Source organism: Bovifimicola ammoniilytica (assembly GCF_025567085.1).
In the GTDB taxonomy this organism is placed as follows: domain Bacteria; phylum Bacillota; class Clostridia; order Lachnospirales; family Lachnospiraceae; genus Bovifimicola; species Bovifimicola ammoniilytica.
Window position 1 is genome coordinate 312,112 of sequence record NZ_JAOQJN010000001.1, and the last position, 15,224, is coordinate 327,335.

The 15,224-nt window shown below is 35.9% G+C and carries 13 protein-coding genes and 1 pseudogene; 11 read left to right on the top strand and 3 right to left on the bottom strand.

The features are described from left to right. Nucleotides 1-175: 175 nt before the first annotated feature. From OCV48_RS01400 to OCV48_RS01440, 9 genes are all read left to right on the top strand, one after another. Nucleotides 176-880, top strand: a complete 705-nt coding sequence (locus tag OCV48_RS01400) for an ABC transporter ATP-binding protein (protein ID WP_147590920.1) — start codon at nucleotides 176-178, stop codon at nucleotides 878-880. Nucleotides 881-887: 7 nt separating this feature from the next. Next, nucleotides 888-3,320 (top strand): ABC transporter permease, encoded by a 2,433-nt coding sequence (locus tag OCV48_RS01405; RefSeq protein ID WP_147590921.1) that lies wholly within the window; start codon nucleotides 888-890, stop codon nucleotides 3,318-3,320. A gap of 248 nt (nucleotides 3,321-3,568) precedes the next feature. After that, nucleotides 3,569-3,958, top strand: a complete 390-nt coding sequence (locus tag OCV48_RS01410) for a translation elongation factor EF1A family protein (RefSeq protein WP_147590922.1) — start codon at nucleotides 3,569-3,571, stop codon at nucleotides 3,956-3,958. A 120-nt stretch (nucleotides 3,959-4,078) separates the two neighbouring features. Then, nucleotides 4,079-5,302: a hypothetical protein gene (locus OCV48_RS01415; protein ID WP_147590923.1), complete on the top strand. Its 1,224-nt coding sequence runs from the start codon at nucleotides 4,079-4,081 to the stop codon at nucleotides 5,300-5,302. A gap of 96 nt (nucleotides 5,303-5,398) precedes the next feature. Beyond that, entirely contained in the window at nucleotides 5,399-5,887 is a 489-nt protein-coding gene (locus OCV48_RS01420; RefSeq protein WP_147590924.1) for a hypothetical protein, read from the top strand. A 12-nt stretch (nucleotides 5,888-5,899) separates the two neighbouring features. Further along, on the top strand, nucleotides 5,900-6,619 hold the full coding sequence (locus tag OCV48_RS01425; protein WP_147590925.1) for a hypothetical protein: 720 nt from the start codon (nucleotides 5,900-5,902) through the stop codon (nucleotides 6,617-6,619). 103 nt (nucleotides 6,620-6,722) lie between these two features. Further along, entirely contained in the window at nucleotides 6,723-6,941 is a 219-nt protein-coding gene (locus OCV48_RS01430) for a winged helix-turn-helix transcriptional regulator (protein ID WP_262558572.1), read from the top strand. A 233-nt stretch (nucleotides 6,942-7,174) separates the two neighbouring features. Further along, entirely contained in the window at nucleotides 7,175-7,498 is a 324-nt protein-coding gene (locus OCV48_RS01435; protein ID WP_147590926.1) for a hypothetical protein, read from the top strand. Between the two features lie 5 nt (nucleotides 7,499-7,503). Then, entirely contained in the window at nucleotides 7,504-8,088 is a 585-nt protein-coding gene (locus OCV48_RS01440) for a DUF6933 domain-containing protein (protein WP_147590927.1), read from the top strand. A gap of 689 nt (nucleotides 8,089-8,777) precedes the next feature. Here OCV48_RS01440 and OCV48_RS14010 read toward each other — a convergent pair. The 3 genes and pseudogenes from OCV48_RS14010 to OCV48_RS01450 all read right to left on the bottom strand — a co-directional run. Continuing rightward, a pseudogene (locus OCV48_RS14010) lies at nucleotides 8,778-8,897 on the bottom strand (tyrosine-type recombinase/integrase); the annotation flags it as partial. Nucleotides 8,898-9,040: 143 nt separating this feature from the next. Beyond that, nucleotides 9,041-9,961 carry an aldo/keto reductase gene (locus tag OCV48_RS01445; protein WP_262558574.1) on the bottom strand — a complete coding sequence of 307 codons (921 nt, stop codon included), beginning with the start codon at nucleotides 9,959-9,961 and terminating at the stop codon, nucleotides 9,041-9,043. Nucleotides 9,962-10,547: 586 nt separating this feature from the next. Beyond that, on the bottom strand, nucleotides 10,548-11,270 hold the full coding sequence (locus OCV48_RS01450) for a GntR family transcriptional regulator (protein ID WP_262558576.1): 723 nt from the start codon (nucleotides 11,268-11,270) through the stop codon (nucleotides 10,548-10,550). A 418-nt stretch (nucleotides 11,271-11,688) separates the two neighbouring features. On the opposite strand from OCV48_RS01450, the gene OCV48_RS01455 reads away from it, so the two are divergent. Both OCV48_RS01455 and OCV48_RS01460 read left to right on the top strand, forming a co-directional pair. After that, entirely contained in the window at nucleotides 11,689-13,614 is a 1,926-nt protein-coding gene (locus OCV48_RS01455) for a beta-glucoside-specific PTS transporter subunit IIABC (RefSeq protein ID WP_147590930.1), read from the top strand. 130 nt (nucleotides 13,615-13,744) lie between these two features. Further along, nucleotides 13,745-15,181 carry a glycoside hydrolase family 1 protein gene (locus tag OCV48_RS01460; RefSeq protein WP_147590931.1) on the top strand — a complete coding sequence of 479 codons (1,437 nt, stop codon included), beginning with the start codon at nucleotides 13,745-13,747 and terminating at the stop codon, nucleotides 15,179-15,181. Nucleotides 15,182-15,224 lie beyond the last annotated feature (43 nt).

Here is a 15,224-nt window from a genome sequence, read left to right on the forward strand (position 1 = left end):
CAAAAATAAAGATTGGATCAATTCAAATTCCAAAAAAAAATATTTAACTATAGTTTTTTCTATGATATAATTTATAAGTAGTAAGCCTATAAGTTGGCATTTTGGTTTGCCTGACCTGAAATGAAAGAAACTATTTAGGACAAATGCAGATAAAAAATATATAGAAGGACAAAGCATGGAACATTTTGTAGAATTTAATAATGTAAACAAAATATATAATATGGGTGAGGTAGAGATAAAAGCATTACATGATGCTTCGTTTTGTATTGATAAGGGAGAAATATGTGTAATAGTTGGTCCATCCGGAGCCGGTAAAACAACTCTTCTTAATATTCTTGGAGGGATGGATACATTGACTACAGGAAGTGTAGTTGTAGATGGCAAGGATATATCAGGCTACTCTAAAAGAGAACTCACAACTTACCGCCGCCATGATGTTGGCTTTGTATTTCAATTTTACAATTTGATACAGAATCTTACAGCTCTTGAAAATGTTGAAATGGCAACACAGCTTTGCCGTAATCCTCTTGACCCAATGGAGACTCTTGAACAGGTTGGATTGAAGGATAGGGCGGTGAACTTTCCGGCACAGCTTTCTGGTGGTGAGCAGCAACGTGTGTCAATAGCACGAGCCCTTGCTAAAAATCCCAAACTTTTACTTTGTGATGAGCCAACGGGAGCATTAGATTATGTTACAGGTAAACAGGTATTGAAATTGCTGCAGGACACAAGCCAGGCTACGGGGATGACAGTTGTGATTATTACACATAATAGTGCATTGACAGCAATGGCTGACAGGGTAATATGTGTTAAAAACGGAACAGTTGTCGAACAGAGAAAAAATGAAAACAGAAAATCAATAGAAGAGATAGAATGGTAAATAATATATGATAAAAAAATCAATTTTTCGTACAATAAAAGACTCGTTGGGACGTTATATAGCAATATTAGCTATCATTGCATTGGGGGTTGGTTTTTTTGCAGGACTTCGTGTTGCAGAAGAATCAATGATAAAAACGGCTGATAAATACTTGGATGAGATGAATCTGTATGATTTTAAGCTGATTAGTACATTAGGATTTACTGACGCGGATGTTGAAGAATTTCAAAAGCTTGACGGAATTGAGAAAAGTATTGGTTCAGTTAGTGCTGACTTAATATACATAGGAGAGGATGGTTCAGACAGGGTATATCACGCACATTCAATCCTTGATGGTGTTAACGGACTGGATGTTATATATGGAAGGTTACCTGAAAATGAACATGAATGTCTGCTGGATGCACGATATTATGCAAAAGAAAATATAGGTGATAAGGTAGTACTTTCTGACAGCAATACAGAGGAAACATTAGGTGCATTTTCAAGTAATGAATATACAGTGGTGGGTATTTGCAATTCATCTGAGTATATAAATTTTCAGCGTGGTACTACATCATTGGCAGGAGGAAGCGTATCGGGATTTATGTATGTTCTGCCGGAGGCATTTACAGCTGATTATTATTCTGAAATCTACCTGACAATAACTGATTCAGGGGATATTTATTCTGAGGAATACAAGGACAGAATAGAATCAATGAAAAAGAGTATTGATACTACATTGGAAAGATGTATCGGAGTACGTGCTAAACAATTATATGGAGAGGCTGCTTCACAGTATACTCCTGCATTTTTTGTTTTTGACCGTAGTAGCAATATTGGATATGCAAGTTTTGAAAATGATACGGCGATTGTGTCAGGTGTGTCAAAGGTTTTTCCTGTATTCTTTTTCCTTGTGGCTGCACTTGTGTGCATTACCACTATGACAAGAATGGTTAGTGAGCAACGTACACACAATGGTATTCTTAAAGCAATGGGATATAGTGATACCGTAGTTATTTCACAGTATATGGTATATGCAGGAAGTGCATCAGCAATAGGCAGCATTATAGGATTTTTAGTGGGTTCTAAGGTTATGCCAATGGTACTTTGGAAGGTATATCATATTATGTATAACATTGATCGACCTATTGAATTTGTTCTGGACTGGAAGTTGTTTTTCGGATGCTTCGCATTGTACCTGTTATGTTCACTAGGGGCAACCTGGATAGTATGTCACAAGGATTTAAAGGAAAGTGCAGCACAACTTGTGCGTTCTAAGGCACCGGCCGCAGGAAAAAGGATTTTTCTTGAATATATAGGATTTATATGGAAACGTCTAAAGTTTTTACATAAGGTATCAATCAGAAATATTTTTCGATATAAAAAGAGAATGTTTATGATGATAATTGGTATTGGCGGGTGTACAGCACTTCTTCTGGCTGGTTTTGGTATACGAGATACCATCAAACCTATTGTTAAACGTCAGTATGAGGAAATAAGCCTATATGATGCATCGGTAAAGTTTATTTCCAATCAGGATAATTCTAATAAGAATTATTTTTTAGAACAGTGTAGTGATTTTGCCGATGATATTGTTTTAGTTCACAGTAGTAATGTGGAAATTTCAAAAAATAATGAAACAGCATCTTTGGTAATGGTAGCTTATAATGATGATATGTCAGCATTTATTAATCTTCATAAGAAAAATAAGCAAATAGAATGGCCGGATAAAGGCGAGGCAGTTATTAATTACCGACTTGCGGAGGAAATGGGCATTGAGGCTGGAGATGTTATAGAGGTCAAGGATAGTGAGTACAATAGTATGAGTCTCATTGTATCTGATATATTTGATAACTATATGGGAGATTATATTTATGTAAACTGCGAAACGTGTAAGGAAGGCTGGGGATATGAGCCTGGTATTAATACTGCATATGTGAATTTTAAGAATGGAGTGGATGAACATAAGGCTGGGGCTGATATAATGAATATAGATGGAGTAGCGTCGGTATCAATTACAAACGACTTAAAAGAAAATGTTGAAAGTATGCTTGAAAGTATGAATTATATTGTACTTATTGTACTTGTATGTGCTGGTGCACTTGCATTTATTGTTTTATACAATTTGACAAACATTACTATTATGGAACGTATTCGTGAGATTGCAACGCTGAAGGTTCTGGGTTTTTACAATAGAGAGCAGAATTCATACGTATTTAGAGAGAATATTATATTAACCATAATTAGCTCAATATGTGGAATTCCACTTGGAATAGTTTTATTGATGTATGTAATGAATCAGATAAAAATCAGTACATTCTATTTCGGTTACAGACTGGCACCGTCAAGCTTCGTATTGGCAATTCTTATTACATTATTGTTTACGGTCATAGTGGATAGTGTGCTTACTGTTAAAACAAAGAAAATCAACATGGCGGAAGCATTGAAGGAAATTGAATAATACTTAGATTTTAATGTATTTATTATGGATTTTAAAGACGAATATTAAAATGAATATAAATGTGAATATAAATATTAAAAATTTTAATAAAAGAAAAAATCATGTTATTATAAAAAGAGAAAACTTCCAGTTTGTCGTAAACATTTACATACTATTGTTTAGAAAAAAACAGTTCCGTTTATCCCCTCGAATTTCTCCTATAAGTGAAAGAACAATTTCTGACTTTATGACAGGGTTACATACCAAGAATGGACGAAAGTATAACTTATGTAACAGGTAAAAGTGAATTTGTGGAACCTAAAGAAAAAGAGTTGGAGTATATGTCAAAAATAAATGTGCAAAAATGCCTGAAAGAAGATTTTACTTTAACAGTTGATGATACTTTTGTAATTATTGGAGTAGGTACTGTTGTTAATGGAATGATTAATACAGGAATGTGCAGAGTAGGAGAAATTGCAACTGTGGCTAGATATGAAACTACTATAACTGCAATTGATATTCATACAAAAGACAGAAAGCCCAATAATGCAGCATATGCTACTGAACATGTTGGACTGGGATTAAGAGGAATTTCAAAAGACCAGATAAAAAAGGGAGATATTGTAAAAATAAAAAATAGGAATAAATTTCAGATGTAATTATTAGAAAATAGGAATAAGATAATTTTTTAAATTCAAGTTTAGTTTGTCGAGAAGTTATCTTTGAAAATCCTCCGCTGATTGAAAATCGGCAAATGTGAATTTGAAAGGAGTGTGCTTATGGGGGTGGCAACAACTGTACGAGATGCTGCTAATATCAAACGCGCAAATGAAAATGAAACAAGACGAGAAATGATTGCTTCCTGGTATATTACCATGCCAGGCATCCCTTCTTCAGAAAGAGAACAGTTAGAAAAATCTTTGAGATACAATCTTTGGGCAAGCTTGATTCATTTTATTGTTCTTAACTTTGTTCTCACATGTGTATGGTTTTTTGGGTTTGGTCTTAGATTTGATGCGATTAAAGCTGCAACAGGCCAGCAATTAAAAGGAACTATGACTGTGACAGGTGTAGTTCAGGAGGATGGACTTACATTATCTGTTAAGGATCCGAATAAAGGAAAGCACGTTGTCTATTCATTGACTGATCTTGGGGTAGATCCCACTGGATGGTCTTACGGAGGACGTCTTAACACTTACTGGTCTAAGGATGAAGATAGTGGAGATTACAGTATCATCGCAGTTATACCGGAGAAAGAAGCCTCTCGTATACAAGGATTGGAAGACGCAATTCTTATGACAGGATATTTTTCTATAATTGTAATAGGGCTGCTTATATTTTTTGTTCGACGTAGAAAATATACCTCATGGTATATTCCATTTTATTGGCGGATGGAGAAGTTTTGTTCAGAAAACCAGATCTACCAGATGTATCCAGGATATAATACAGAAGAGGCATTTATTGCCTATGGAAATGAGCATGCTGATACTTTTTCGCGGCAGTTTGCAGCTACACAGTTAACGGAGATTGAAAAGAAGAAAAAGAAACGAGAAATCGTAATCGGAGCTGTTTCAGCACTAGCTATTATGGCTGCTATCATTCTAGTAATCTGTCTGGGAACCACTATTCAGTCAATTGCTGACAACAGAAAAAATGACGACAGAACAGTGAAGGTACTTGAAGAACTTCAGACTGCAATTGATGGTGGAGAAGAACCATTAGGAGAGGAATCCGAGCGTTATAATTTTGCTAATATAGTGCGCAGAGCACGTGAGAGTTTTCCGGATGAAGATGTTTATTATAAACTGGTTACTACGGATGACTATGTGGCATTGGCTATTACGACAAAAAAGAAGACCAATGTTTATATTGACAGATATACTCCGGTTGAAGGAGCAGTTGGCGATTTAAATACTATCTACAAACTGGAGATTTCGATGGTATCGAATGTCATACAACCAGATGATGTGTTGAATAATTATACAGGTATTCTTTATAAATGATTTTTGGGTGAAATGTCTGCTTGATAAATATTACATAAAAATTTCGTATCTCATATAAAGAAGATATAGCATATAGAAACATGGAGGTAACTTAAAATGATATTAGGTGGTCTAGTAATGATAAGCATAGGCTTATTCATAATTATTGGAATATTCAAATTATTTAAGCCAACAGACTACTCAACATGGAAAGATGCAGAAGGTATTGTAGAAAAAGTCAGGACAGAAACGTGGGACGACGGTGAACTCAGACCTTGCTTACCTCGCATCATTGTATCCTTTGAGTTAGATGGAGAGTTGATAAAAGGAAAATCTAACTGCATTGGCACAGAAAAAACTATAAAACAGGTAATTGCAAAATATCCAAAAGGGTCAAAAGTCTGCTTTAAATACGATGATTCCCCAAAAGAAACCATAGTAACCAAAATAGCTGATAATCTAAATTTCCAGAAAACTATTTATATCCACATTGATGATAAAGAGTTCCCCAATGGTTCTGTGGAAAAGAAAGCAAAATTGTTCGGTTATGGATTTGGCTCAATTTTCCTGGTAATAGGAATTGTATGCATAATGAGCTTGTTTTAAAAGGGGTATAAGATGAGTAATAAATTATATAAAGAAGATACAAAAAAGAAGAAAAAGAAAGAAACAGAAATAGGAACTTTCATGAGGCGTATTATTTATGGATGTACTTTAAGCTTGATTGCAATTTTGCTATTAATTGCTTTCTTTGTACCATCCAATATTAATGAGCCCAGAGCATTCACTGGATTTGTAATAATGATTATTGTGCTATCCATTTTTGCAGCGTACGGAATAGGACTTACGTTATTAAGTAAACATTCTATTAAATTCAAAGATTGGTTTGAAAAGGATATGATGAAACTCTATAACTTAACTCCACCCGAAGATATAAATAATACAGAACAATTTGTGATTTATCGACCAAACTTCTATAAAGGGTTATCCATAGTAACAGTATTGGTGCTTTTAGGATTCCTAATCATGACAATTGTAGTTGCAGATAACAGACCAGATTTATATCTGTTTTGGGTAGTATGCCTAGTTTTTTCTGTCATATCAGCTATACATACATGCACATACAAATATACTATAGAAAACAGAAAAATCAGATATAAATGGCTGTTTGGAAAAGAAAAAGTAATCGCTTATTCAGAAATAGACAAAATCACTCTCGAAGGCAGTCCCAATAGTGAATGTGGGGTGATTTATAAGAAAGGTGTGAAAAAGCCTTTTATGAAAATAAGGATGATAGATAAAAATGCAAACAGGTTTAGATATTTAAACATTAAATAAATCCTTGTATAATCTGAATTATGGTTCTAGTTATGCAGCACAGGCAAATGAAAATGTCATAGAAAATGTCATAGAAAATGTCATAGAAATTTCGGAAGAAAAAATGAAGCAGTTAATGCCAGAGTATTCTAAGAAGAAGCTTGTTAAAGCATATGAGATTCTGAAAATGATTTCGGAAAACCCGAATATTTCTATTGATGAATTAAGAATAGCATTAGATGTTACAGATAGAACAATTGCTAGATATATATCAGAATTAAAAGATAAAGGTATCATAGAAAGAAAAGGTCCGGATAATGGTGGAAAATGGAAAATTAGGTAAGTAAATGACAGTAAATTTGGCACTCAATGTAACACCCAAACATTCACTCAAGGATATTCCAGAGTTAGTCTCAACGAAGTCTCACGAGATTAGAGACTGAGTGAGACTCTATGATATAGCAAAATGCGATAAAATCGGCATTTGCAGGTGAATTATAAAGTTGTAGTCTCAAGCCAGTCTCATTTCTGAAATTATTTGTTGAGACTAACATGAGACTGAGGAGGTTCAAAATCATGGACATAAGCAAAAAGGATTGGAAACTATTTCGAGAAAGATTATCAGGCTGGCAGGAAAATTATATGGAAGGTCTTGTTAAAGCGTATGCAGATTTTTTGAATGATGATAAAAAGCCTGCATCAGATAAATTTTGGAAACTTGAAAAACGGATAAAAGAAGATAAGCGGCATCCTGGAGTTATCCTGGAGATGAGTAAGTCAGAGGGGCTATGGGATATTGTTCGGCTTATTAGACTGAAAGTAATTACATATGATGATTTATCAGACTTTAGTGATGAATTACAACTGGAAGTGAAGAGAATACTTGAGATGAGCAGGTGATAAATATGGAGATTGGCGCAACAAAAGCAGTTCAAGATCGACTAAAAACAACAAAGATTGAAGAAAGCAAAGGTGTTTCGCGTGTGTTCTGCAGGGACACACATTTGACGAAAATAAAAGGAAGAAATGTCTTGTTTATTATAAATGCCAGTAATCGTTATACAATAGCAATGACAGATATTGAACCAAGAAACTGGAATTACTATGCAATGTATATCAGCCGTGTGATTCATGGCGTGATGCAGGAAATGGGATACTCCGAGGATCAGATAGGGCAGTATTTTATAATGTCAGGCGATACAACTGTAACAAAAACTCATGGTAGGAAATCGGTTGGTGGCATTAACAGAATGGTAATGGATGCACAGTATTTTGATAAAAAGTTGGATAAAGAAGCAAAGTATCAATGGGAACTTAGTGAGTATCTGAACAGAGATATCTGCCAGCCAGAGGGATTTGATGCGTATGGATATCCGAGTGAACTTTTTAAATTAGACATGGAACGATTAGGGATTGCTACTAAGAGAGAGCCAGCAAAGTTAATTGATTTTGCTCAGTACATAGAAATTAATCGTGGTACTAACGATTAGTACCACAAAACTTTTTCTTGCAGAAATATCGCTTGGAGATTATAATTTCCATAGGTGGACAAGCAAACCGACAGAATATTATTCTGTGAATAGCAAACCAACCTGCAAGCCACCGGAACTACACACAATAATGATAAATAACAGCTGGTACTGGATTGGTACTAAAAGTGTGTGAAACGAAAAATAATGTGTGGAAAAAACGTTATTTTCGAAACCATATGGTATAGAAAATAAACCAAAACGAATTAAAATCACATCAAACCTTGCGAGTTTGAATAGAAGCCACAAGTCTTGGAACCCGCTAAACAAGCGGCTTCCGAGACTTTTTTTTACTCTGCTACTAATTAGCTACTAATAGCAACTACTCTTTTTTTATCGTTTTCATATGTTGGCTTTAACTTTAATAGCAAGAAACCCTGATGACTGCTGGATTTCTTTTATATGATCTTTCTTTGTGGCATCTGGATGATTTTCCCTGATGCGGTATTTGGTGGTACTAACGCAGGTCCAAACTGAGGTCGGGCGGTTACATCTGAGCCGTTGCTCTAAGTCTGCGGCACTTCACATGTGATACCTGCGGCTTCAAGCAGAGGGTTATCACATGGTGGTTCAGGTGTTGGCGGATCTGTTGCCTGCAATGATTCCATACTATGCACAAGCTCCTGCTGTTTATGTGGAAACAGATGGGAGTATGTGTTAAGTGTTGTGGATACCTTTTTATGTCCGAGCCTGTCTGCTAACATCAAGGCATCACAGCCCTGATTAATAAGTAAGCTGGCGTGACTGCGTCTGAGGTCGTGTACTCTGATCTGCTCAACACAAGCTCTGCATCTGTCAGAACCTTTATCTCGTTTATGAGACCAGACTTCGTAAAAGAGAAGATTCTTTTGTACAACTTGCTAATTCTAAGGATTACCAGCATTTTGAAAATAATGCTGGTAATCGATAATCCCTACGGAAGCAGATGACCTGCCGCCAGGTACAGCTCATACCATTCCTCACGAGTCAGAGTAATATCGCACGCCGCGATAATTTCTTTCAGGCGACTTTCACTTGCAGTGCCGGTAACAATCTGCATATTTGCCGGATGACGTAAAATCCACGCAGCCGCAATAGTAGTATCGCTGACATTATATTTTTCGGCAATCACATGAAGTTTTTTATTCAGTTCAGGGTATTCGTCGCTTCCGAGAAAGCAGCCTTTCCATGCCGGCATCTGAAACGGAGACCATGCCTGGAGAGTGATATTGTGGAGGCGGCAGTAGTCGAGCAGACTTCCATCGTGATCGATTGAACCTGGGGTTTCCATATTGACTTCCATGCCATTTGCAACAAGATTGGAAACAGGGATGCTGAACTGAACCTGATTGACAACGAGTGGTTGGCGGACATATTTCTGCAGCAGTTCAATCTGCATCGGCTTATGGTTTGAAACTCCAAAATGGCGAACCTTTCCGCTTTCATAAAGAACATCAAATGCAGCAGCAACATCTTCCGGTTCTACGAGTGCATCCGGACGGTGAAGAAGCAAAAGATCAAGATAATCTGTATGGAGCCTTTGTAAAATGCCATCGACAGATTTCAGAATGTGCTCCTTTGAGAGATCATAGAAGCCTTGGCGGATGCCACATTTTGACTGAAGATAAATATCTTCACGCTTTATGGATGAATCATCTGCGAACGCTTCGCCGAATATGCTCTCGCTCATACCACCACCGTAGATATCCGCGTGATCAAAGAGATATGCACCTTGTTCCAGAGCTGCATGAATAAAACGATTCATCTCATCCTTCGATTTTTCAGAAAGGCGCATGCATCCAACAGCAATTGAAGGAACCTTTCGTATGTGATTTCCTAAAATTATTTCTTTCATAGTAAAAATCTCCTTTGCAGTTATTTTCTTATTCCAATAATGAGTGAGGCATATCCCCAATCCCACATGAGTTGTTCTTTATTTATACAGAATTGTGAATAATGAAGAATGGTACCCGGCAGATTGGCTTCGTCACCTCTTCTATGTGGGCAAGTTCAAGAAGGTAACAAAATAACGATTAGAAAAGTTGAGTCATTAAAAGAAACACAACTAAGTATTTTTGATATGTGAGTTCATTGTTATAACGTATATTTTTAAGAGTATATCTGGCTCCATTTTGGCTCTAAAAAATTTAGACGAGGTACACAAAAATTCAAAATGAGATGAATATGAAGAATAAAATGCATAAATGTGTACCGAGAAACAGCCAGATAAATCTCTCTGTCCAAGAGTTTGAATAGAAAACAGAGCTTCATAAATGGCGTAAACAAGCCATTTATGGGACTTTTTCTTTTATTGTGATACCTATATGATACCTGCTTTGATAGTACTACAGAAATTGGTGAGTATGCTCAGAAGTAGCATATGTGTTATCTATTAACATATTTCTTTTTTATAATTACATGTATATGGAAAGTATTCCTGCCTACGAATTTCTCGACACCACCGTATTAAACTCAAATATATCCGGTCTGTTTCGTGAAATGGTAAACTCAAACTGTATACCGTCTGCATTATAGACATGGGAGGTAATTACAGCGAGGCAATTGTATCCATCAAGACATAGATATTTCTCATCGAAAGGTGTGACTCTCTCAATTGTGACACATCGTTTTACGGTCTGGATAGTCATACCTGCCTCCTCCTCGATAAATCTGAAAAGTGATCCTTTCAGAGCATCTTCATTAAGATTAGGTACAAGAGATTTACGGAGTAAAGTATTGTCAATCATTTTGGCAATTCCGTTAACAGAACGTAAGCGTTGTATAAAGAATGCTTCCGTTCCCTCTTCAAAACCACTTTTTTCTGACAGGTGTTTATCAATAATTAACTCAGTGAACGTAATTACATTATTAGAAACTTCGAATCCCTGTTCAGAAGCAAGCTGACATAACCCGTCTAAGGAACTCATACTTGGAAAATGCTGTTTAGGCTGGGTAGGAGTATAAATAATATGTACACCACGACCGTGTATTGGTTGGGTATATCCTATACTTGTTAGCTTCGAAATGGCTCTTCGTAAAGTATTTCTGGAACAATTATATATTTTAGTCAACTCATTTTCAGAGGGGAGAAGAGTTGCATATTCCTGATTTTCAATTTTATTTTTTAGATCTTCATATATATGTTCATAAATCGATTTTGGCATATTAACTCCATTTCCGCAGACGCATTGCGTCGGAGAAATCACAAACAAAATCTGAAATTTTGTTCTGCGATAATAGGTAATTGTGACGTCTGCGACACAATTACCTATGAGAAAGAATTGGCGCATAATCGCAATTCTTTCTCACTATCCTCGTTTCTAAGCGAATTTTCTTGCTGTCTTTATTTCTGACTCATTATCTTCATAAATATTATAGAACCGCATCTTCAAATTTGCAAGATGTTTAAACAAATTCTTGACACTATGCACAATTTGTTTAAACAAGTGTTGTGCAAGTTGACGAAAATTAAAATAGGTATTGAATTTGTTTAAACAAGATGGTAATATAATCACAACAAGAAAACTTGTTTGAACAAGTTAAAAACGTAAAATTAAGTGTACAGTAGAAAGGAGATACGTTATGGCTAGTAAATATGATAGTTTATCAAGAATTATTATCCAGAATGTAGGTGGTAAGGACAATATCATTAATGTCACACATTGCGTGACAAGACTCAGATTCAGATTAAAGGATGAATCTAAAGCAAATACGGACATATTAAAGGAAACAGATGGAATTGTAACCGTTGTTAAATCAGGTGGACAATATATGGTTGTAATCGGTAATCATGTTTCGGATGTGTTTGATTCACTTGTATCTGTAGGACATTTAGAGAGCAAATCATTGAAATCAGACAGCGCAGATGATGATGATTCTCCAAAAGAGAAACAGGGAATATTCAATACATTTGTAGGGATTATAACAGGTGTGTTTTCACCATTTCTCGGTGTATTGTGTGCATGTGGTATTTTGAAAGGCGTTATGACATTGCTTTCAACACTTGGGGTAGTAAATGGCGCAGGTGGAACATATAACATTTTATATGGAATTGGAGATACAGCATTTTATTTTATGCCAGTTATTCTTGGTTTCACGGCTGCTAAGAAGTTTAAACTTCCAGAGATGGAGGGTATGTTAATTGGTCTGGCACTGGTTTCACCATATATGCTCAATAATGGAACATACGATATTTCTAAATTATTTGGTATTCCGGTTATTTCACCATCTACAGGTAATTATACAAGTACAGTACTTCCAGTTATCTGTGCGGTTGCTTTTGCAGCATGGTTTGAAAGACTTTATAAGAAATATATTCCTGACACAATTAAGACATTTACAGTACCACTTATTACCTGTACAGTATCCATTTGTCTGACATTATTTGTTATAGGACCTGTTACATCACAGATATCTAAATATCTTGGTATGGGCTTTGAGGCAGTAAATCATTTTAGTCCAATATTAATGGGACTCTTAGTTGGTTTCTTCTGGCAGATATTAGTTATGTTTGGATTACATTGGGCACTTGTTCCAATTGCTATTTCTAATATGACATTACTTGATTCAAATGGATTACTTATCGGTGAAGTAATATTAACAGCAATGCTCGGAACTACATTTGCACAGACAGGTGCATGTTTAGGTATTATGTTTAAGACTAAGGATAAGAAGCTTAGGAGCCTTTGTCCTCCAGCAATTATTTCAGGTATTGCAGGTGTAACAGAACCAGCTATTTATGGTATTACACTTCCAAAGAAAGCACCATTTTTCAGAACTTGTGCAGTAGCAGGTGTGGCAGGTGCAGTGCTCTGTATGTTAGGTGTTCGTGATTATCAGATGGCAGGAATGGGAGTGTTCTCTTATACAATGTTCTTAAACCCTGATAATAAAGATGTTAAACCTATGATTATAGGAATTATTGTTTCAATTATATGCGTTATTGTTTCATTTATACTTGAAATGATTTTCTATAAAGATGGAGACAAGAATAGTTCTAAAAAAGAAGTAAAAAACAATTCAGATAGTAATTTAAAAACAGAGGCAGCTAAAAAAACTAAAGTCTCAATAGCAGCTCCAATTAAAGGAAATGTTGTGGCTCTTGCAGATGTAAAAGATGAGGCATTCTCATCAGAATCAATGGGCAAAGGAATTGCAATAGAACCTGAAGAGGGCAAGGTATATGCTCCGGCAGATGGCGTGATTTCAACTTTCTTTCCAACGGGACATGCCATTGGAATCACAACAGATTTGGGTGCTGAAATTCTAATCCACGTAGGAATGGATACCGTCGAAATGAATGGTGATGGCTTCGAGCCACAGAAGAGTCAGGGTGATAAAGTGAAAAAAGGCGATTTATTATTGAAATTCAATATTGATAAGATCAAGGCAGCTGGACATCCTGTTACAACACCTGTAATCATTACTAATTCAGATGATTATGCAGACGTTATCCCAACGAATGCGCCAAAGGTTGATAGTGGTGATGAATTAATTCAGATTATTTAAAAAAATATTTGTTATATAGAAAGTATTTGTAGATAATATATTTGTAGATAAAGTATTTGTAGATAAAGTATTTGCAGATGAAGTGTTTATAGATAAAGTATTTGTTGAATATTTGAAAGGAGATAAAGATATGAGTGCTTTTAGAGAAGATTTTTTATGGGGTGGTGCTACTGCAGCTAACCAGTATGAGGGCGCATGGGATGTAGATGGAAAAGGAGCTTCGGTTTCTGATCATTGTACAAATGGTTCTCATACAACACCAAAACGAATCACAAGACAGTTTGAGGATGGAACATTATATCCAAGCCGTGAGGCGACAGATTTCTATCATCATTATAAAGAAGATATAGCGCTTGCACATGAGATGGGATTCAAAGTATTTCGTATGTCGATCAACTGGACAAGAATATTTCCAACAGGTATGGAAGAAAAGCCTAATGAGGCAGGACTTGAATTTTATGATAAAGTTTTTGATGAACTGAATAGATATGGTATAGAGCCGCTGGTTACAATTTCACATTACGAAATGCCATATGCATTAATTGAAGAATGTAATGGCTGGGCATCGAGAAAATGCGTACAGTATTATATGAATTATTGCAAGGCAATATTTGAAAGATATAAGGATAAAGTCAAATACTGGCTTACATTTAATGAGATAAATGCGGGAACAGCTAGACTTGGTTCAGTTTTATCACTTGGAACAATCAAAGGCTATGAGGGTCCGATTACAGAAGTACCAGAGGATAAGCAGACCAATTATCAGGCATTGCACCATCAGTTTATTGCAAGTGCATTAGCTGTAAAATATGCACATGATAATTATCCTCAGTTCAAAATGGGTAATATGTGTGTATTTGCAACGATGTATCCGATGACCTGTAACCCTGATGACGTAATCAAATGTCAGAAAGAAATGCAGAATATGAACTGGTTCACATCAGATGTTCAAGTTAGAGGAGCATATCCTTATTATTCAAAGAGATTTTTTGAAGAAAATAATATTGTTATCCATAAAGAACCGGGCGATGATGAGATTCTTGCGAATGGCAAAGTTGATTTCTATACATTCAGCTATTATATGTCAACCTGTGTTACTGCTGCTGATGATGCTGATTCAACAGGTGGCAATCTGGTCGGTGGTGTTAAAAATCCATACCTTAAGTCAAGTGACTGGGGTTGGCAGATTGATCCAAAGGGACTTCGTTACTGTTTGAATGAATTATATTCACGTTATCAGATTCCACTTATGGTAGTAGAAAATGGTCTCGGAGCATTTGATAAGCTTGAAGACGACGGAAGTGTTCACGACGATTATCGAATTGACTATCTTAGTAAACATATTCATGAGATGGAAGAAGCAGTAAAAGATGGCGTTGACCTTATGGGTTACACTCCATGGGGCTGGATTGATGTGGTATCAGCATCAACAGGCGAAATGGCTAAGCGTTACGGCTTTGTATATGTAGATAAATATGATGACGGAACAGGTGACTTAAGCAGAAGAAGAAAGGATTCATTCTATTGGTACAAGAAAGTTATTGAAAGCAATGGAGATGAAATCTAAGTTAATATACTGAAATCGTATATTTTATTGAGAGTGTAGACAC